The 19,730-nt window shown below is 70.4% G+C and carries 16 protein-coding genes; 6 read left to right on the forward strand and 10 right to left on the reverse strand.

What is annotated here, in order from left to right:
- The 6 genes from AAEP80_RS00310 to AAEP80_RS00335 form a co-directional block, all read right to left on the reverse strand.
- Positions 1 to 915, reverse strand: a complete 915-nt coding sequence (locus AAEP80_RS00310; protein WP_420365531.1) for a carbohydrate ABC transporter permease — start codon at positions 913 to 915, stop codon at positions 1 to 3.
- Positions 908 to 1,900, reverse strand: a complete 993-nt coding sequence (locus AAEP80_RS00315) for a carbohydrate ABC transporter permease (protein WP_420365532.1) — start codon at positions 1,898 to 1,900, stop codon at positions 908 to 910. The genes AAEP80_RS00310 and AAEP80_RS00315 overlap by 8 nt, the downstream gene beginning before the upstream one ends.
- Before the next feature lie 99 nt (positions 1,901 to 1,999).
- Positions 2,000 to 3,238: an ABC transporter substrate-binding protein gene (locus AAEP80_RS00320; RefSeq protein WP_420365533.1), complete on the reverse strand. Its 1,239-nt coding sequence runs from the start codon at positions 3,236 to 3,238 to the stop codon at positions 2,000 to 2,002.
- Between the two features lie 43 nt (positions 3,239 to 3,281).
- On the reverse strand, positions 3,282 to 4,610 hold the full coding sequence (locus AAEP80_RS00325; RefSeq protein WP_420365534.1) for an enolase C-terminal domain-like protein: 1,329 nt from the start codon (positions 4,608 to 4,610) through the stop codon (positions 3,282 to 3,284).
- A gap of 523 nt (positions 4,611 to 5,133) precedes the next feature.
- Positions 5,134 to 5,739 carry a TetR/AcrR family transcriptional regulator gene (locus AAEP80_RS00330; RefSeq protein ID WP_420365535.1) on the reverse strand — a complete coding sequence of 202 codons (606 nt, stop codon included), beginning with the start codon at positions 5,737 to 5,739 and terminating at the stop codon, positions 5,134 to 5,136.
- A 59-nt stretch (positions 5,740 to 5,798) separates the two neighbouring features.
- A complete protein-coding gene (locus tag AAEP80_RS00335; RefSeq protein ID WP_420365536.1) occupies positions 5,799 to 7,964 on the reverse strand; it encodes an MDR family MFS transporter in 2,166 nt (721 codons plus the stop codon).
- Positions 7,965 to 8,154: 190 nt separating this feature from the next.
- Here AAEP80_RS00335 and AAEP80_RS00340 point away from each other — a divergent pair, with 190 nt between their 5' ends.
- From AAEP80_RS00340 to AAEP80_RS00350, 3 genes are all read left to right on the forward strand, one after another.
- The gene (locus AAEP80_RS00340; RefSeq protein ID WP_420365537.1) at positions 8,155 to 9,096 is read left to right on the forward strand and encodes a phosphotransferase; all 942 of its coding nucleotides are present in this window, start codon (positions 8,155 to 8,157) and stop codon (positions 9,094 to 9,096) included.
- A 149-nt stretch (positions 9,097 to 9,245) separates the two neighbouring features.
- A complete protein-coding gene (locus AAEP80_RS00345) occupies positions 9,246 to 9,755 on the forward strand; it encodes a hypothetical protein (RefSeq protein WP_420365538.1) in 510 nt (169 codons plus the stop codon).
- A gap of 111 nt (positions 9,756 to 9,866) precedes the next feature.
- Entirely contained in the window at positions 9,867 to 11,231 is a 1,365-nt protein-coding gene (locus AAEP80_RS00350; protein WP_420365539.1) for an NtaA/DmoA family FMN-dependent monooxygenase, read from the forward strand.
- 125 nt (positions 11,232 to 11,356) lie between these two features.
- Here the strand turns inward: AAEP80_RS00350 and nadE are convergent, their stop codons facing one another.
- Both nadE and AAEP80_RS00360 read right to left on the reverse strand, forming a co-directional pair.
- Positions 11,357 to 12,178: an ammonia-dependent NAD(+) synthetase gene (nadE, locus tag AAEP80_RS00355; protein ID WP_420365540.1), complete on the reverse strand. Its 822-nt coding sequence runs from the start codon at positions 12,176 to 12,178 to the stop codon at positions 11,357 to 11,359.
- A gap of 11 nt (positions 12,179 to 12,189) precedes the next feature.
- The gene (locus AAEP80_RS00360) at positions 12,190 to 13,341 is read right to left on the reverse strand and encodes an AI-2E family transporter (protein ID WP_420365541.1); all 1,152 of its coding nucleotides are present in this window, start codon (positions 13,339 to 13,341) and stop codon (positions 12,190 to 12,192) included.
- A 96-nt stretch (positions 13,342 to 13,437) separates the two neighbouring features.
- Between AAEP80_RS00360 and AAEP80_RS00365 the strand changes: the two genes are divergently transcribed.
- The gene (locus tag AAEP80_RS00365; RefSeq protein WP_420365542.1) at positions 13,438 to 14,808 is read left to right on the forward strand and encodes a serine hydrolase domain-containing protein; all 1,371 of its coding nucleotides are present in this window, start codon (positions 13,438 to 13,440) and stop codon (positions 14,806 to 14,808) included.
- Between the two features lie 4 nt (positions 14,809 to 14,812).
- On the opposite strand, the gene AAEP80_RS00370 is transcribed toward AAEP80_RS00365, so the two are convergent.
- Positions 14,813 to 15,535, reverse strand: a complete 723-nt coding sequence (locus AAEP80_RS00370; protein ID WP_420365543.1) for an SDR family oxidoreductase — start codon at positions 15,533 to 15,535, stop codon at positions 14,813 to 14,815.
- A gap of 94 nt (positions 15,536 to 15,629) precedes the next feature.
- Between AAEP80_RS00370 and AAEP80_RS00375 the strand changes: the two genes are divergently transcribed.
- Positions 15,630 to 16,508, forward strand: coding sequence for a LysR family transcriptional regulator (locus AAEP80_RS00375; RefSeq protein WP_420365544.1), 879 nt, complete (start codon positions 15,630 to 15,632; stop codon positions 16,506 to 16,508).
- A 12-nt stretch (positions 16,509 to 16,520) separates the two neighbouring features.
- Here the strand turns inward: AAEP80_RS00375 and AAEP80_RS00380 are convergent, their stop codons facing one another.
- Positions 16,521 to 18,503, reverse strand: coding sequence for a potassium transporter Kup (locus AAEP80_RS00380; protein WP_420365545.1), 1,983 nt, complete (start codon positions 18,501 to 18,503; stop codon positions 16,521 to 16,523).
- A gap of 142 nt (positions 18,504 to 18,645) precedes the next feature.
- On the opposite strand from AAEP80_RS00380, the gene AAEP80_RS00385 reads away from it, so the two are divergent.
- On the forward strand, positions 18,646 to 19,677 hold the full coding sequence (locus AAEP80_RS00385) for an NAD(P)-dependent alcohol dehydrogenase (RefSeq protein WP_420365546.1): 1,032 nt from the start codon (positions 18,646 to 18,648) through the stop codon (positions 19,675 to 19,677).
- Positions 19,678 to 19,730: the final 53 nt, after the last annotated feature.

The following is a 19,730-nucleotide window of genomic DNA, read 5'->3' on the forward strand; positions in this document are numbered from 1 at the left end:
TCACCGGCCGCCGAGGCCGGAGGTGACGATGCCCTTGACGAGGTGCTTCTGGAGCAGGACGAGCAGGATGACGGTCGGCAGCATCGAGATGACCGACGCGGCCATGACGAGGTTCCACTCGGAGCCCTGCTGCCCGAAGAACTGCTGCAGGCCGAGCGGGATGGTGCCGTGGGCCTCCACGTCGTTCACGACGACGAGGGGCCACAGGAACGAGTTCCAGTACGAGATGAACGAGAACACCGCGAGCACGGCCATCGTCGGGCGGGCGAGCGGCATCATCACCGAGAAGAAGGTGCGGACGGGTCCGGCGCCGTCCACCCGTGCGGCGTCGTCGAGCTCCTGCGGCACGGTGAGGAAGAACTGCCGGATCAGGAAGGCGCCGAGCGCGGTGAACGCCCACGGGATGATCAGCGCCTGGAACGTGTCAACCCACCCGAAGCCCTGCATCATCACGTACATCGGGATGACGAGGACGTCCTGCGGGATCATCAGCGTGACGAGGAACAGCATGAACACGGTGTTCCGCCCGCGCCAGCGCAGTCGCGAGAACGCGTACCCGGAGAGCACGGCCACGGCGACGTTGATCGCGGTGCCGACCGCCGCGACGAACACCCCGTTGAGGATGAACCGCGCGAACGGCAGGTAGGTGAACGCCTGGACGTAGTTGCTCCACTCGAGCGACCGACCCCAGAGCGTCGGCGGGGTGGTGAACACCTGGTCGGCGGGCTTCAGGCTCGTCGCGACCATGTACACGAGCGGCGAGACGAACAGCATCGCGACGAGGCACAGCAGGGCGTACCCGATGGCGTGCCGCACCCGGCCCGGCCGTGGTGCTGCTGTCGTCCTGGCGACGGCACGGGGGTTGACCGACCGGTTCGACGTGGTGGCGAGACCGCCGCGGACCGCTTCACTCATAGTGCACCCACCGCTTCTGCCCGAGGAACTGGACGGCCGTGATCCCGAGGATGATGACGAACAGCACCCACGCGCCGGCCGAGGCCAGGCCGAGCTGCTGGTTCTGGAAGCCCGTGTTGTAGATGTACTGCACGAGGGTCTCGGTCGCCGTGCCCGGCCCGCCCTTCGTGAGGACGAACGGCTGCACGAACACCTGGAACGAGGTGATCAGCGTCATCATCGTCGCGAAGAACACCGACGGTGAGATGAGCGGGAACTTGATCGCCCAGAAGGTCTGCCAGGCGTTCGCCCCGTCGAGCTGCGAGGCCTCGATCTGGTTCTCCGGCACCGCGTCGAGCGCCGCCGAGAAGATCAGCATGTTGTAGCCGAAGCCCTGCCACACGCTCATCGCGACGATCGCGAGCATCGCCCAGTGCTCGTCGGCGAGGAAGTTCGGTGCGTGCACCCCGACGGTGGACTGCAGCGTCGCGTCGATCGCACCTCCCGGCTGGTACAGCATCCGCCACACCACGACGTTCGCGACGATCGGCGTGATGGTCGGGATGAAGAACAGCACCCGGAAGACGTGTCGCCCAGCGATCCTCGGCGTCAGCCAGGCGGCGAGCCCGAGCGACACGACGAGGTTGAGCGGCACGTACAGCACCACGAACAGTGCGGTGTTGAGGGTGACCGTGCGGAACACCGGGTCGCCGAAGAGCCGCGCGTAGTTCTCGATGCCGGCGAACGAGCGCGCGCCGAGCGTCGGCCAGTTCATGAAGCTCACGACGAGCGACGCGATGATCGGGAACGCCGTGAACACGACGAGGCCGATGGAGTGCGGTGCGGCGAACGCGGCACCCCACCAGGTGCGGCGCCCGACGGGGCCTGGGTCGCCGCCCTGCCGGTTCGGCGTGGCCGTGCCGGCCGCCACGGCGGTCGCGACCGCCGTGACGGCCGCGGCGGCCGGGACGGCCGCGGCGGCCGGTGGGTCCTGGATGGTGGTCATGCGACGACCTCCTCGTCGTTCGCGCGGTCCTGGGGGTGGGATGGGACGGACTGGAGGCTGTGCGCACGACGTGCGCCGAGCCTCCAGTCCGTCGGCTGGTCACTGGGTGCCGAGCTGGCCCGCGATGGAGGACATGGTCTCCTTGCCGGAGGTCTGCCCGTTCACCGCCTGGAGCGCGTACTGCGTGAAGAGCTGGGACAGCTGGTCGCTCTGCTTGTTGCCGAGCAGCGGCGACGACTTCGCGAGTGCCGCCTTGAGCGCGGGCTCCGCGCCCTCGATGCCGGCGCTGGAGTACCAGGCGGCCTGTGCCGCGGTCCGACCGGGGAACGCGCGTCCTTGCTCGGCCAGCGAGGTCAGGACCTTCTCGCTGGTCATCGTCTGCACGGCCTTGAACGCCTGCTCCGGGTACTTGCACTGCTTCGAGACGCCGAAGCCGGAGCCGGCCGCGAAGGTCGACGGTCCGGACGTCCCGGCGGGGAGCGTCGTCACGCCGAGGTCGAACTGCACCTTGGCCTTCTGGCTGATCAGCGACCACGGACCGTCGGTGTACATCGCGACCTTGCCGGCGGCGAAGTCATTGCCCGGTGTCGACGAGTCGGACGACGCCTGCGTCGCGTAGCCCTTCTTCACCAGGCTGGCCATCCAGTCCAGGCCGTCCGCGAACTTCGCGTTCGTCGCGTCGAGCTTCCCGCTCGACGTGATCACCCGGCCGCCGTTGTAGCCGTAGATCATCGACTCCAGGTTGAGGTCGGCCACCGTCGAGCCGTACTCGGTGATGCCCTTCGCCTTGAGCGCCGCTCCGGCCGCCTCGAAGTCGTCGACGGTCCAGCCGGGCTGCGGCTCGGCCACACCGGCCTGCTTGAAGAGGTCCCTGTTGTAGAACATCATGATGGGCCCGGTGTCGTACGGCAGGCCGTAGAGCTTCCCGTCGACCTTCATGCCGTCGAGCGCCGTGCTGTCGAACGCGGACAGGTCCGTGCCGTCCTTCTTGGCGAGGTCGTCGAGCGGCAACAGCGACTCGGTGTAGTTCGCCGCGCGGAGCGACTGCATGCTCACGACGCACTGGGCGCTCCCGGCGCTCAGCTGCGTGCTGAGCTTCGTGAAGTAGTTCTCGAACGGAGCGCCCTGGATCGTCAGGGTGATGCCGTCCTCGCTCTTCACGGTGTCGGCGACCTTCTGCCAGGCGGCCTTGTCCTCCTTCCCGGCGATCCACATGGACCAGGTCAGGGCGTCCTTCGACTGGCTCCCGCCGGCGCTGCTGCCGGAGGAACAGCCGCTGAGCACGAGGGCCGCGGCTGCTGCCGCCGCGAGCCCGGCGATGATGCGTCGTCGTTGCATCGGAGTCTCCACTTCGTCGTGGTGATCGGGTGAGGGGGTGTGGTCAGGCGACGCGGACCGCGTCGCGTGGGGAGTCGACGGCCCAGACCGGGCCGTCGGGGAACTCGTACGTGTCGAGGGAGTCGGCGAGCATCTCGGTGCCGGCCCCGGGAGCGGTGGGAGGCCAGTAGCGGCCGTCGTGCACGTCGACCGGTGTCACGAAGTGCTCGTGGAGGTGGTCGACGTACTCGATGCAGCGGGTGTCGAGGTCGCCGGACAGGGCCACGGCGTCGAACATCGACAGGTGCTGCACGGCCTCGCAGAGCCCGACGCCGCCGGCGTGCGGGCAGACCCGGACGCCGTACTTGGCGGCGAGGAGCAGGATCGCGAGGTTCTCGTTGACACCGGCCACGCGGGTCGCGTCGATCTGCAGCACGCGCATCGCCTCGGCCTGGATGAGCTGCTTCGCGATGACCCGGTTCGCCATGTGCTCCCCCGTCGCGACCGGGATCGGGGCGATGCGGCGGGCGATCTCGGCGTGGGCGAGCACGTCGTCGGGGCTCGTCGGCTCCTCGACCCAGGCGATGTCGAACGGTCGGAGTCGATCGATCCACGCCACGGCCTCGTCGACGTCCCATCGCTGGTTCGCGTCGACGGCGATCCGGATGTCCGGACCGACGACGGCGCGGGCGATCCCCATCCGGCGGACGTCCTCGCCGACGTCGCCGCCGACCTTGAGCTTGATCTGCGTGAAGCCCTCGTCGACGGCCTCCCGGCACAGGCGGGCGAGCTTGTCGTCGTCGTAGCCGAGCCACCCGGGGGTGGTCGTGTACGCCGGGTAGCCCTGCGCTTCGAGCCGCGCTCGACGGCTCGCGCGGAGCGGCTCGGCATCGCGGAGCATCGCGAGCGCCTCGGCGGGTGTGATCGCGTCGGTGAGGTACCGGAAGTCCACCAGGTCGACGAGCTCCTCGGGCGCGAGGCCGGCGAGGTGCGCCCAGAGCGGCTCCCCCGCGCGCTTCGCCCTGAGGTCCCAGAGGGCGTTCACGACGGCGCCGATCGCCATGTGCATGACGCCCTTCTCCGGGCCGAGCCAGCGGAGCTGCGAGTCGTGCACGAGTTCGCGCCAGGTACCGCCCATGTCCGCCAGGAGTGCTTCGGCGTCGCGACCGACGACGTGTCCGCGGAGTGCGGCGATGGCGGCTTCCTGGACCTCGTTGCCGCGGCCGATGGTGAAGACGAAGGCGGATCCCGCGAGCCCGTCGAGTGCGTCGGTCGTGATCTCGACGGTCGCGGCGGAGTAGTCGGGCGCCGGGTTCATGGCGTCGGACCCGTCGTGTTCCCGAGAGGTCGGGAACCGGATGTCGCGCACGCGCAGACCGGTGATGCGGCTCATCGTGTCTCCTGCCCGTCCGGTCTCCGTCGACCGAACGAGGTAATCAAAACATCCGATGTCTACCGCGTCAAGCGTCTTTTTCGTCGCGTTCTGGCGTCATGTCCACCGCAACCACCCGATGACTGGCTGCGGGCCGGGTCGCACTCCCGGGCCGCGCCGACTGGTCACGACATGCCGTCGGTGTGCCGCCGAGCGGTCACCACCCGTCGCTCCGCGGGCCGGCAGGCGACAGTTCGTGACCAGTCAGCGGAAGTGAGCGGCACGTCGTGACACCTCGAGGCAGCGAGAGACGGGCGGCGGACGGGAGGCCCGTGGCGGGCGGACACGAGCCTCCCGTCCGGCGGGCAGTCGCGACGCGACCTGCCCCAGACACGCGCCGAGTGGTCACGACATGCCGTCGGCGTGCCGCCGAAGGGGCACGAAACGTCGACTCGCGGGCCGGCAGGCGACAGTTCGTGACCAGTCAGCGGAAGTGAGCGGCACGTCGTGACACCTCGGGCTACCAGGGGGCGCGCACACCGACTCAGGACGCGGCGAGCCGGCCCATCTCGGCGACCACGCCGCGGACGCGTGCAGCGAGCTCGTCACGCGAGCCGACGGAGACCCGGTGCGCGGTCTCGATGACCGCGGCCATCACGAGGGTCGTGGCCGTCCGGGCGGTGTCCGCGTCGGTGCGTTCGCACGCGACCTCGTACACCGCGAGCCGCGCATCGGCCATCCACTGCAGCATCGTCGGCACCATCTCGGGGCGGGCCTGGACGAGCGCCTTCATCCGGGAGCGGTCCTCGGGGAGCTCCACCGTGGAAGCGACGAGGTCGCAGAGGTCGTGGACGAGCTGCCCGTCCGAGGCGAGGAACGCCTCGCGCGCGTGGTGCGGGATCGCCGTTCCCGGCAGCCCGAGGGCGGCGTGCCCCTTCGAGGAGAAGTAGTTGAAGAAGGTCCGGGTGGAGACGCCGGCCTCGGCGCAGATCTCCTCGACGGTGACGCCCGCGAGTCCGCGGTCGGTGACGAGTGCGAGCGCGGCTTCGTGCATGGACTGCCGGGTGCGCTGCTTCTTGCGCTCCCGGAGGCCGCAGTGCTCGTCGTCGGTTGCGGTGGCGTCCGTTGCGGGCGCTTCGGTGGTGCTCACGGGGTGCTCCTGGTGCGGGTCGGGGCCTCCCGCCGTCCTGCGGGAGGCCCCGATGGTGCCTAGTTCGCTGAACGCGGACCCTGGACGGGGATCGAACCGGTGGACGGCGCCGTCGGCGAGCCCATCGTGTTCGCGGCCTCCACGGCCTGGGCCTCGAGGTCGTCGGCCGTGCCGTCGGCGTCGGCCTGCTCCTGCAGGGCCGAGCTCTTGCGGAGCGGCGGCGCCTTGAAGAACCAGCTGAGGACGAACGCCAGCAGGATCACGGCGAACCCGACCCAGTAGACGGTCACGGCCGAGGTGTTGAACCCGGTCATGAACGGCCGCGTGAGCGCCGGTGCCGCGCCGTTGAGGTAGGACGTGTCGCTCGTCTCGGAGCTGCTGCTGCCGCTCGTGGAGGACGATGCCTTGTCCATCTGCTTGACGACACCAGGGACGACCTGGTCGACCCAGTACGTGCGCTCGGCCTCGTCGGACCAGTCGACGACCAGTGCGCCGTTCTCGACCGTGGCGTGCGCCTTGTCGGCGGCAGCGGCGAGCGCCTGGCGCTCCGCCTCAGGCAGTGCCGCAGCGACCTGCTGGTCGATGATCCCCTGCGCTGCGGCGGCCGGGACGGCGCCTGCTGCGACCTGCTGCTGGACACCAGCGGTCACCTGCTGCGTGACGGCCTGGTCGGCAGCCTGCTTCGCGGCGCTCGTCGCATCGGTCAACCCGGAGGAGACCTGCTGCTTGATCGGGGTGACGATCGGGTTCCAGATCTGGTCCATGACGCCCTGGTTGGCCTTCGCCGACGCGACGGTCGGGTTGAGCGCGGCGTCGAGCGCGCCGGTCAGGTTCTGCTTGTCGGCCGTGGCGTGCACGATGTTCGCCGGCATGATCGAGAACAGGACGCTCAGGAGCACCGCGGTGCCGAGCGTTCCACCGATCTGGCGGAAGAACGTCGCCGAGCTCGTCGCCACACCCATGTCGCGTGGCTGGACCGAGTTCTGCGAGGCGAGCGTGATGCTCTGCATGAGCTGACCGAGGCCGAGCCCGATGAGGAACATGCCGATCATCAGGAACCAGAGCGGCTTGTCGATCGTCATGAACGTCAGGACGACGTAGCCGATCGAGACCAGCGCGGTCCCGATGACCGGGAACTGACGGTACTTGCCCGTGCGGGCGACGATCTGGCCGGAGGCGATCGACGCGATCATCAGGCCACCGATCATCGGCAGCGTGGCGAAGCCCGACTCGGTCGGGGTCAGCCCGGTCACGATCTGCAGGTACAGCGGGATGGTCAGCATGGCGCCGAACATCGCGAAGCCCACGAGGAAGCCGAGGATGGTCGCCATCGAGAACACGCCGGAGCGGAAGAGCTTCAGCGGGATGATCGCGTCGTCCTTCATGAGCGTCTCGATCACCAGGAACGCGACGAGACCCACGGCGCCGGTCACGTAGCAGGCGATCGCGCCGGCCGAACCCCAGCCCCAGGTGCGGCCCTGTTCGGCCACGAGGAGCAGCGGGACGAGGGTCACGATGACCGAGGTGGCGCCCCACCAGTCGATGCGCGGCTTCGCCTTGGCGTCACCGAACTTTGGGAGGTGCAGGAACGCGATGACCATCAGCAGCGCGCCGACGCCGATCGGGACGTTGATCAGGAACACCCAGCGCCATCCGGTGACTCCGAGGATGCTCGACGCACCGGCGAAGAGCCCACCGATGAGCGGGCCGATGACCGAGGAGATGCCGAAGACGGCGAGGAAGTAGCCCTGGTACTTGGCACGTTCACGCGGGGCGAGGATGTCGCCCATGATCGCCAGCGGCAGCGACATCAGCGCGCCGGCACCGATGCCCTGGAAGGCACGGAAGGCGGCGAGCATGATCATCGACGTCGACATGGTCGAGAGCAGCGATCCGAGGATGAAGACCGCGATGCCGAAGATGTAGAGCGGGCGACGACCGAAGACGTCGGAGAGCTTGCCGTAGATCGGCGTGGTGATCGTGCTCGCGATGAGGTACGCGGTCGTCACCCAGGCCTGCTGGTCGAGTCCGTGCAGGTCGTCGCCGATGGTGCGGATCGCCGTGCCGACGATCGTCTGGTCGAGCGAGGACAGGAACATCCCGGCCATGAGGCCGTAGATGACGAGGAGGATCTGGCGGTGCGACATGATCGGCTTGCCCGGCGTGCTCGCCGGTGCTGATGATCGCCCGCGCTGCACCTCGACGGGTGCGGTGGCAGTTGACATGGGGGTCCTTCTGGAGTGCTGATGGCGGATCGGTGCGCGTCGGTGCGTGGTGGTCGCGAGGGACGCCGGGGCTTGCGCGGCGGGTCAACCTTGCAGACGCTGCAACTTTACACCACGAGCACGTTTGCTGCCAATGCAAACTTTCCTATTGCGCACGTTTGGTGAACACACCCTCAGGTAGCGTCGACGCATGGGGCGGACGACCTGGACCGATGTGCCGGCGATGCTGCGGGAGCAGGTCGAGGAGATGCTCGGGGGTCGGGTGGTCACGGCCGGATCCCAAGCCGGTGGGTACTCCCCCGGCGGAGCCGACCGGGTGGTGACCGATTCCGGTCGACGGGCGTTCGTGAAGACGCTGTCGCGCCGGACGAACCCGGACGGGTACGGCTTCCACGAGCGTGAGGCAACGGTGATGGCCCACATCCCGCCGAGCGTGCAGGCTCCCCGCCTGCTCGGCACGCTGCGCGCCTCCGTGCACGACGACGACTGGATCGCCCTGGTGCTGGACGACGTGGACGGTGCGCACCCGGGTAGCGCGGACGTCACCGCCGTGCTGGACGCGCTCGACACCCTGCCCGTCGCGGCCGGCCCGCTCGCCGACCTGCCACGTGCCGCACCGGACCTCGCCGAGGAGTTCGCCGCGTGGGACCGGATGCTGGCGACCGGGCTCGACGCCACCACGGGGGCGGGCGATCCCGTGGTCCCACCCGACGTCGCCGCCCACGCCGCCCGCTTCGCCGAGGTCGCGCGCGCCGGTGCCGCGGCGGTCGACGGCGAGCACCTCGTCCACCTCGACTGCCGTGCGGACAACCTGCTCGTCGACGCGGACGGCGTCGTGTGGGTGGTCGACTGGCCGTGGGCGGGGATCGGTGCACACTGGCTCGACCCGCTCACCTACCTGCTCGACGCCCTGGTGCGGGGCGACGACGTCGACGTCGAACACCACCTGGCGACGCACCGGGTGTTCGACGGCGCGACACCGGAGGCGGTCGACGCGGTCCTCGCCGGACTCGCCGGGATGTTCTTCGAGAAGGCCGGCCGCCCCGCACCGCCGAACATGCCGACGATCCGCGCGTTCCAGCGGGCAGAGGGCATCGCTGCCGCACGGTGGCTCCTCCGCCGGGGGCACTGACCGGAACCCCACGCGCGCCGACCTGGGCCACCGTCGGCCGTGCGCATCCAGGTCGGGGAGCGACGACGGGGCCGCCAGCACGGTCGGCACCGATCGGGGTACCTCGAGGACCCAGGAGACACGGCGGGCACGCGCGTACCGTCGCACCGATGAACGACGAGAACGGAAGCAATCGTCCGGAGGACGACGCCGCACGCCTGGGACTCGTCGTCGTCGGCGAGGCAGCAGCCCTGCACTCCGGTGACGAAGCCGCCTTGGACGCGAGCGAGGACAACATCCGGGAGACCGTGGACGACCTGGTCGACGAGCCGCTGACCCAACGGCAGGAGGAGGTCGTCCAGCGCCTCGCCTCCGCAGGCGGCACCATCGCCGCCGGCCTCAGCGGTGCACTCGCCGCACAGACCGACCGCTCGGTGGACGACGTCCTGGCGGGTGCCGCCCGTGCGGTCGTCTGGCAGCAGCGCATGACCGCGGACCAGGACCGCCGCGTGGAGCGCGACGGTACCGACGAAGCGGCCGCACGCGTCGAGCAGGACGACCAGACCGAGCGCGACGCCCATGCCGAGTACGACCGGGACGAGCACGGGGACCGTGGCGGCCGTGTGGACGCCGACCGGAGCGACTCCGACGACCGTCGGCAGGACGGCCACGACCGCTGACCCGCCGGGCCGGGCCGAACGTCGCCGGGCACCGCACCGCGGCGGCCCGCGCCGCGCAACACGGGGTCACGAAGGAGCAGTCGTCGCCAGCCCTTCCGTAGCGTTGCGCCCATGCCGAAGCGACTCCTGCTCAACGTGTTCGAGATGAACTGCGTCGGACACATCACGCACGGCCTCTGGCGCATCCCGGGCAACAACCGACACCGCTACAACGACATCCGGTACTGGACCGAGCTCGCACGCACCGCAGAGGCCGGCCAGTTCGACGCGATCTTCATCGCGGACGTCCTCGGCGCCTACGACGTGTACGGCGGCTCCGCTGCGCCGGCACTCCGCGAGGGCCTGCAGATCCCGAACAACGACCCGATGCTCGTCGTCCCCGCGATGGCCGCCGTCACGGACCACATCGGCTTCGGCATCACGTTCTCCACGAGCTACGAGCCGCCGTTCGCCTTCGCCCGTCGGATGTCGACCCTCGACCACCTGACGAACGGCCGCGTCGGCTGGAACGTCGTGACGAGCTACCTGCCGAACGCCGCCCGGAACTTCGGGCTCGCCACGGAGATCCCGCACGACACCCGGTACGAGATCGCCGACGAGTACCTCGAGGTCCTCTACCAGCTGTGGGAGGGCTCATGGGAGGACGGCGCCGTCGTCCGTGACGCGGCGAACGGCGTCTACACGGACCCGGACAAGGTCCACCCGATCGACCACGTGGGCGAGCACTTCAGCGTCGCCGGTCCGCACCTGTCCGAGCCGTCGCTGCAGCGCACCCCGACGCTGTTCCTGGCGACGGGCTCCCCCGCCGGCATCGCCCGCGCCGGAAAGCACGCCGAGGTCGTCTTCACCGGCGGCCACGGCGTGCAGCGGACCGCCGACGCCGTCCGCGACGCCGCACAGGGCGCCGGTCGCGACCGCGGGGACGTCAGGTTCGTCACGCAGGCAGCGGTGATCACGGCGCCGACCCGGCGCGAGGTCGAGGACAAGGTCGCCCAGTACAAGGCCTTCGCCAGCGAGGAGGGCCCGCTCATCCACGGCAGCGTCCCCTTCGACGCCCTGTCGCACCCACGGAACCGCACGGTCCGCGACGCCCTCGAGGCCGAGGGCGTCGAGGGCGGCGAACGACTCGTCGGCCGGGTCGCGCTCGACGCCACGGTCGGCGAGCTCATCGACCGCGTGAACGAGGCGTGGAACGGTGCCTTCTGGGCGGCCGGCGTGCCGGAGGCGGTCACCGAGCAGATCGAGGGGTGGCTCGACGACGACGGCATCGACGGGATCAACCTGCGCCAGTACCACTCGTTCGACACGGTGCGCGACTTCGGCACGTACGTCACGCCGCTGCTGCGCGAGCGCGGTCGCCTCCCCGAGCGCTACACGGACGGCGAGACGCTGCGCGAGCGCGTGACGGGAGGCCCGGCTCGGCTCCCCGCATCGCACCCGGCCGCCAGGTACCGGCACACCACCGTCCCCGCCTGAGCAGACCGGCGCGCGCTAGGACCCATATCGCCCGCTCTGAGAAGCGGGAACGCGCGTAGGGGGCCGGGAAACCCGACCCCCTACGCGCGTTTCGACGTCCTACGCGGGGGAGGACCCGCCCGCCGCTACGAGCGCCACCAGCTGTCGAACGGGGTCGCGGGGACCCGGCGCTTGTGCTCGGTGGCGCGGTACCGGGCCTCGATCGCCTCGGCGACCTCGACCGGGACGTCGTGCCCCTGCAGGTACGCGTCGATCTCGGCGTAGCTCAGGCCCAGGTTCGCCTCGTCCGTCTGTCCGGGGAGGTCGTCGAGCAAGTCGGCGGTCGGCGCCTTCTCGTACAGCCGGGCCGGGGCGCCCAGGTGCTCGAGGAGCTGCCGCCCCTGGCTCTTCGTCAGCCCGGTCAGCGGCGTGATGTCGACGCCGCCGTCGCCGTACTTCGTGAAGAACCCGGTCACGGCCTCTGCCGCGTGGTCGGTCCCGACGACGATGAGCCCGCGCTGCCCGGCGACCGCGTACTGGGCCACCATGCGCATCCGGGCCTTGACGTTGCCCTTCACGAAGTCGCTGAGCTCGACGCCGGCGCCGGTCGTGTCCTGGACGACCCCGTCGACACCGTGCTCGATGTTCACGGTGATGCCCGGCTCCGCGGCGATGAACTGCAGCGCGAGCTGGGCGTCGTCCTCGTCCGCCTGCACCCGGTACGGCATGCGCACCGTGGTGAAGGAGACGTCGTGCCCGTCGGCGCGCAACGACTCGACCGCGAGCTGGGAGAGGCGTCCGGCGAGGGTCGAGTCCTGCCCTCCGCTGATCGCGAGGACGAGGCCCTTCGCGCCGGTCGTCGTCAGGTAGTCGCGCAGGAAGCCGACGCGACGCGACACCTCCTCGGCCGGGTCGATGGTCGGCTGGACGTCGAGGGCCGCGGCGATGGCGGCTTGGAGTTCACGCACGTGCCCAGTATTCACCGTTGGGCGCGCGCCTTCACGGCCACGTCCTCCGACCGCTTCTGCCGCCACATCCGAGCGGGCTGGTCCGGGCCGTCCCAGACCTGCACGGCACCCCACGCCGCGGCGAGGAGCGGCACGGACATCACGGCACCCGTGATGCCGGCGAGGACGGTCCCGGCGGTCAGTCCGACCAGGATCACGAGGCCGTGCAGCTTGAGCGTCCGGCCCATCAGCACCGGCTGGAGGAAGTTGCCCTCGAGCTGGTTCACGAGGACCACGATGCCGACCACGACGAGCGCCTGCACCGGCCCGAGCGCGACCAGGGCGACGAGCGCGGCGAGGATCCCGGCAGCGGTGGCACCGACGATCGGGATGAAGGCGGTGATGAACACGACGACCGCCAGGGGCAGCGCGAGCGGCACGCCGACGATCGCGATGCCGACCCCGATGCCGATGGCGTCGACGGCCGCCACCGCCGCCGTCCCACGGACGTAGCCGCCGAGCGTCGACACGACACGGTCCCCGACGCGACGGGCACGCGCGTAGCCGGACCCCGAGAACGGACGGAGCAGGCACTCCCAGATCCGCGGGCCGTCCTTGAGGAAGAAGAACAGCACGACGATCATCAGGACGAGCCCGGTGAGGAAGTTCGCCGTCGCCGACGCCCCGGCGAGTGCGCCGGACCCGAACTGGGCGCTCGTGATGAAGTCGGTGACGGTCTTCGTGGCGTCCTGGATCTGCGAGTGCGAGATCGAGATCGGCAGCGACGTCACCCAGCCCTGCAGCTGCTGGAAGCCGTCGACGGCGGAGTCCTGCAGGTCGGACCACTGGTTCTCGACGGCGACGACGATGAGCCAGCCGAGGAGCCCGAGCACGACGAGCACCCCGAGGAGCACCGCCAGCGTCGCGAGGACCGACGGCACCCGGTGCTTCCGGAGCCAGGACACGACGGGGTGCATCGCGGACGCGATGATGAGCGCGATCAGCACCGGGATGGTGACGACGCTCAGCGTGCTCGCGGCGAAGACGATCCCGGCGACGATGACGAGCACGATGATCACCTGCAGGCACCGCGTCGCGAGCCGGCCGAACGAGTCGGACCACGCCTTCCTGGGGCCGGCGACCGCTTCGACGGGCTCGGGTGCTGACGATCGGAAGAGGGGCATGGTGGTCCTTGTCGGTGACGTCGCTGACGTGCGGCGCGATCGGCGGTCGAACGCTCCCCCGATGATGTCAGGGTGTCGGTGGATACGCTCAGGGTCGTGACGACGACGTTCCCGCGCAGCTCCCCGTCCGCCCTCGGCATCGACGCCTCCGGCATCGACGCCCTCGTCCGTGCACTGGAGGCAGCGCCAGGCGTCGAACCGCACGGCCTCATGGTGCTCCGGCACGGGCAGGTCGCCGCCGAGGGGTGGTGGACCCCGTACTCCGCCGACCGACCGCACCTGCTGTACTCGCTGAGCAAGAGCTTCACCGCGGCGGCCGTCGGCATCGCGAGCCGCGAGGGCATCGTCGACCTGGACAGCACCGTCATCAGCCACTTCCCCGAACTGGACGGGGAGGTCACCGACGCGCGCAGCCGATCCATGACGCTGCGGAACATCCTGGCGATGTCGAGCGGTCACCGCGAGGAGACCCTCGACCGGGCCCGCGCGATCGACCCGACGGACATCGTCCGCGGCTTCCTGCTGCTCCCGCCCGACGAGGACCCCGGCACCGTCTTCGCCTACAACCAGCCCTGCACGTACACGCTCGCAGAGATCGTCCGCCGGGCGAGCGGGACCTCCCTCGTGGAGTACCTGCGCCCGCGCCTGTTCGACCCGCTCGGCATCGAGCAGGTGTCCTGGAAGCACGACGAGCACGGCAAGGAGCTCGGCTTCAGCGGCTGCTACGCCACGACGGAGTCCATCGCGAAGCTCGGCCAGCTGTACCTGCAGCGCGGCGTGTGGGACGGCGAGCGGATCCTCGACGAGGACTGGGTCGCGGCGGCGACCAGCACGCAGGTCGCGAACCCGGGTGAGGAGAACCCGGACTGGAGCCAGGGCTACGGCTACCAGTTCTGGATGGCTCGGCACGGCTTCCGCGGCGACGGCGCGTACGGCCAGTTCTGCGTCGTGCTGCCGGAGCACGACGTCGTCGTCGCGATGACCGGCCAGAGCACCGACATGCAGGCGGTCCTCGACGCGGTGTGGGAGCACCTGCTGCCAGCGGTCGACCGCGACGGCTCGGTGGGCACCGTCGACCTGTCCGCGCTCGTGTTGCGGCCGGTGCCCGGTGGGCGGCTCGGCCTGGAGGCTCGTGGCACCTACGCACGCGCGTCCCGTTCCGGGGTCCCCGGCCTGGAGTCCGTGGTGCTCGAGCAGGACGGCGAGCGGTGGGTGGTCACGCTGCACCAGGACGGCTCCGCCGTGCGTGCCGTCGTCGGCGAGGACGAGTGGGCCGTCGACGGCTCGACCGCGGCGGGCGCCGCGACCGACGACGACGGACGCGTGCTGGTCGCCATCCGATTCGTCGACACCCCGCACCTGCTGTGGGTCCGCCTCGACGCCGGGGACCGGACGTTCGCGGCACGGTGGGCGACCGAGCCGCTGCACGACACGGTCGCCACCCTGCACCGCCCGACGGCCGACTAGCGCGTCACCAGGGGACGACGCCGCCGTCGTCGAAGAACCCGCCACGGGGTCCGTCGTCGGGCAGGGTCGCGAGCCGGACGGCCGTCGCGGCGCCCTGCTCGGGCGACCGGTCCCCGGCGAACCCGTTGAAGTCGGTCGCGACGAGCCCGGGGCACGCGGCGTTCACGATGACCGGGGTGTCCTGGAACGCCCGCGCGTACTGCACCGTGATGCCGTTGAGGAAGGTCTTCGACGACGAGTACACGCCCATCACCGGACCCGGCTGCCGCTCGAGCGAGCCCATGCTGCTCGACGTGTTCACGATCCTCGGGTGCTCGGACCGGCGGAGCATCGGCAGCATCGCGTTCGTCACCCGGATCACGCCGTACACGTTCGTGTCGACGACCCTCCTGAGGTCGTCGAGGTCCATCGTCGTGGGGTCCTGCCCCCACGTGACGGGGTCGAACGGTCCCGAGATCCCCGCGTTGTTGACCAGGACGTCGAGCGTGCCGAACCGCGCCTCGAGCTCGCGTGCCGCAGCCGCGACGCTCTCGTCGCTCGTGACGTCGATCCGCACGCTCGTCGCGTCGATGCCCTCGGCGGTCAACCGGGCCGCGGCGTCCGAACCGGCCGTCTCGTTCCGTGCGCCGACGACGACACGCAGGCCGAGCCTCCCGAGCGATTCCGCGATCGCGAAGCCGATCCCCTTGTTCGCCCCGGTGACCAGGGCGGTCGTTGCTGTTGTCATGCTCCGATCCTCGGTCCGCGCCCACGCCCCCGTCCAAGACCCGTTGGGTGTCCATCGATACCCGACGGGTATCGGGCGACGTAGGCTCCGTGGCGTGGACGATCTCGAGACGCGCGAACTCCGGTACTTCGTGACCGTGGCCGAGGAACTGCACTTCGGCCGTGCCGCCGCACGCCTCGGCATGTCCCAGCCGCCGCTGTCCCGCGCCATCCGGCAGCTCGAACAGCGGATCGGGACGGAGCTCTTCGAGCGGAACCCCCGGGGCGTCACGTTGACGGCCGCCGGCACGGTCCTGTTCGGCGATGCCGGGCCAGCACTGGCGGCCGTGGCAGCCGCCGGCCGGCGAGCCCAGCGGGCGGGACGCCGGACGCGCCGCCTCGTGCTCACCGTGAAGGCGGGTGCCGACCACGAGCTCCTGCAGGCGTTCCTCGACGTGCAGGACGCGGACCCCGACGCCCTGCCGATCGAGGTCGTGTTCGGCGAGGTCCACGAGCAGGCGGCGTTCCTCCGCGACGGCACGGCGGACATCGCGCTCATGCACCGGACGTACGACGACCTGACCGGTTTCGACGCGGAGGACCTGCGGACCGAGCAGCAGGTCGCGATCCTGCCCAGGACGCACCCGCTGGCGGCACGGCCGGCGCTCTCCACCGCCGACCTGCGCGACCTGCCGGACCTCCCAGCCGCCAGATGGCCCCGCGTCGACGGCACCTACCCGGACGGCCCGGGTCCCGAGGTCCGCTCGCAGGCCCAGCTCGCGCAGCTCGTCGCCCTGGGGCGGACGGTCATCGTCATCCCGCGGTCGAGCCGCACCCTGCAGTGGCCGGAGCACGTCGCGGTCCCGGTGCTCGACGCCGCGCTCGCGACGACCGTGATCGCGTGGCCCGCCGCCTCCACGTCGCCGGACGTCGCCCGCGCGGTGCGGAACGCGGTCAGCGCCGCAGAGACGTTCGCGGCGTCGCGCACCGCCTGACCGGCCGCGACGTCAGATCTCGACGTCGCTGCCCATCGTCACGGTGCGCTGCGGCGGCAGACCGAAGCGTGCTGCCGGGTCCGCGGCGTTGTGGGCGAGCCCGACGAAGAGCTTCTTCCGCCAGGACACCATGCCCCGGTTGCCGCGCATCGGCCGGAGTGCACCGCGGGAGATGAAGTACGACGCCTCGGCCATGTCGTCAGGGTCGAGGTCGAGCACCTCGGACAGGCAGGCCGCGTGCAGGGCGTGCGGCAGGTCCTGGTCGTCGGAGAACCCGAACTTCACGGTGATGTGCTCGATGCCGTCGTCGGTGTACCCGAGGTCGTCACGGACGAAGGCCTTGGCGTGCGGGACGTGCGGCACGTTCGCCGTGATGACGGAGACGATGATGACGTGCTTGTGCACCACGTGGTTGTGCTCGACGTTCGCACGGAGGGCCAGCGGCGTCGTGTCCTTGTTCGGGTGCGGGAAGACCGCGACGCCCCGGACCCGTGGCACGTGCTTCGTGTTGATCTTCTCGATGAACTCGTCGAGGGACCCCTCGCGCTCCTGCCGCTCCTGCTGCACGAGCTGCCGGCCCCGGCGCCACGTCGTCATGACCGTGATCACCGCGAGGGCGATGAGGAGCGGCACCCACCCGCCGTGGATGACCTTCGACAGGTTGCCGGCGAGGAAGGTCAGCTCGAGACCGCCGAACACGACCGCCGCTGCGACGAGCTTCCACGTCGCCCAGTGCCAGAGCGGCTTCACGACGAGGAGCAGCAGGAGCGTGTCCGTGACGAGCGCCCCGGTCACCGACACCCCGTACGCCGTCGCCAGGCTCGCCGACGACCGGAACGCGAGCATGATCGCCATCACGCCGATGAACAGCAGCAGGTTCACCGCGGGCAGGTAGATCTGCCCGCCCTCCTGCTTGGAGGTCTGCCGGATCGTCAGCGGTGGCAGGAGCCCCAGCTGGACGGCCTGCCGGGTGAGCGAGAACGCCCCGGAGATGACCGCCTGGCTCGCGATGACCGTCGCGGCCGTCGCGAGCACCACGACCGGGAGCTGCGCCCAGTTCGGGAAGAGCAGGAAGAACGGGTCCTTCGTCGCCTCCGGGTGCTCGAGCACGAGCGCCGCCTGCCCGAGGTAGTTGAGGACCAGCGCGGGGAACACCACGAAGAACCACGCACGGAGGATCGGCACCCGGCCGAAGTGCCCCATGTCCGCGTAGAGGGCCTCGGCACCGGTGATCACCAGGACGACGGCGCCCATCGCGACGAACGAGATGAACGGGTGCGCGACGACGAACGCGATCGCCCAGGTCGGGGACAGCCCCTGCAGGACGCCGGGGTGCTGGAAGATCATCGGGAGGCCGGCCACCGCGATCACGACGAACCAGAGCAGCATCACGGGGCCGAACAGCGACCCGACCTTGCCGGTGCCGAACCGCTGCACGAAGAACAGGATCACGAGGATGACCGCGGCGATCGGCACGATGAGGTGCCCGACCGCCGGCGCCGCAGTGCCGAGGCCCTCGACCGCGGACAGCACGGAGACCGCCGGGGTGATCACGGAGTCGCCGTAGAACAGCGAGACCCCGACGATCCCCACGATGAGGAAGATCGTCGACCCGCCGCGGCGCTTGGCGTACAGCCGACGGGCCAGTGCGGCGAGCGCCATCACGCCGCCCTCGCCGTTGTTGTCCGCGCGCATGAGCACGAGGACGTACTTGATCGACACGATGATCGTGATGCTCCAGAACATCATCGAGATCACGCCGTAGACGTCCTCGGGGATCGGCTTCACGATCCCGCCGTCGATCGTGAACACCGTCCGCAGGGCGTACAGCGGGCTGGTTCCGATGTCGCCGAAGACGACCCCGAGCGCGGCGAGCGCCAGGGCCGTCACGCCCTTGGGGCCGCCGTGTCCGGCTCCGGCGTCGTCGCCGGGTGCGGTGTCCTGACCTTGTGCGGCGTCCTCGCCGACAGGAGCCGCGGAGTGGGTGTCCGTCACGCTCGATCTCTCCACAATCCAGTCGCCAGGGAAGCGGCCAGCGATCATCCTGCCACCGTTGTGCGTGCACGCTCGCAGCCACCGCTCGACCGGTTGGGAGGCACAAACGACACCTGTCGCCTAACGGGCGTATTCTGACGCCATGAAGGCACTGCAGTACCGCACCATCGGCTCCCGCCCGGAGCTCGTCGAGATCCCGAAGCCCGCTCCCTCGGCGTCGGAGGTCCTGCTCCGCGTCACCGCCGCCGGGGCCTGCCACTCGGACGAGTTCATCATGGGCACGTCCGCCGAGGACTACTGGTTCAAGCCCGTCCCGCTGACGCTCGGCCACGAGGTCGCGGGCGTCGTCGAGGCGATCGGCGAGGGCGTGCACGGTGTCGAGGTCGGCGAGTCCGTCCTGGTCTACGGACCGTGGGGCTGCGGCCGCTGCTACGCCTGCGCATCGGGCGAGGAGCAGAACTGCGAGCACGGGATGCGCGCACCCGGCATCTTCAGCGACGGCGGCATGGCGGAGTACATGATCGTCGACGACGCCCGCCACCTGGTGCCGATCGGCGATCTCGACCCCGTCGCGAACGTGTCGCTGACCGATGCCGCGCTGACCCCGTACCGCGCCGTGAAGTCCGCGCTCCCCCGGCTGACCCCCGGCACCACCGCCGTCGTCATCGGCTCCGGCGGCCTCGGTCACGTCGCGATCCAGCTCCTCAAGGCGCTCACGCAGTCGACCGTCGTCGTGCTCGACGTCGACGACGACAAGCTGTCGTTCGCCGAGTCGGTCGGCGCCGACCACACCTTCCTGTCGAACCCCGACGCGATCGAGAGCGTCAAGGGCATCACGCGCGGCCTCGGCGCCGACGTCGTGTTCGACTTCGTGGGCATCCAGCCGACGGCCGACCTCGCAGCAGGCATGATCCGCGTCGCCGGTGACATCGTCGTCGTCGGTGTCGCGACGGGCGCCGTTCCGGTCGGGCAGACCACCGTGCCGCTCGACGTCAACGCGCGGGCGATCAACTGGGGCTCCCGCACCGAGCTCATGGAGGTCGTGGAGCTCGCCAAGAAGGGCGCGATCTCGATCCACGTCGAGGAGTACTCGATGGACCAGGCGACCGAGGCCTACGACCGCCTGCACGCGGGCAAGGTGCGTGGACGCGCCGTCGTGGTGCCGACCCGCTGAGCCGCCAGCGGCTCCGGTCGCGACCGGACGACGGACGGGAGGCGCGGTGCCGG

This window comes from Curtobacterium sp. L3-7 (genome assembly GCF_048756585.1).
Lineage (GTDB): Bacteria > Actinomycetota > Actinomycetes > Actinomycetales > Microbacteriaceae > Curtobacterium.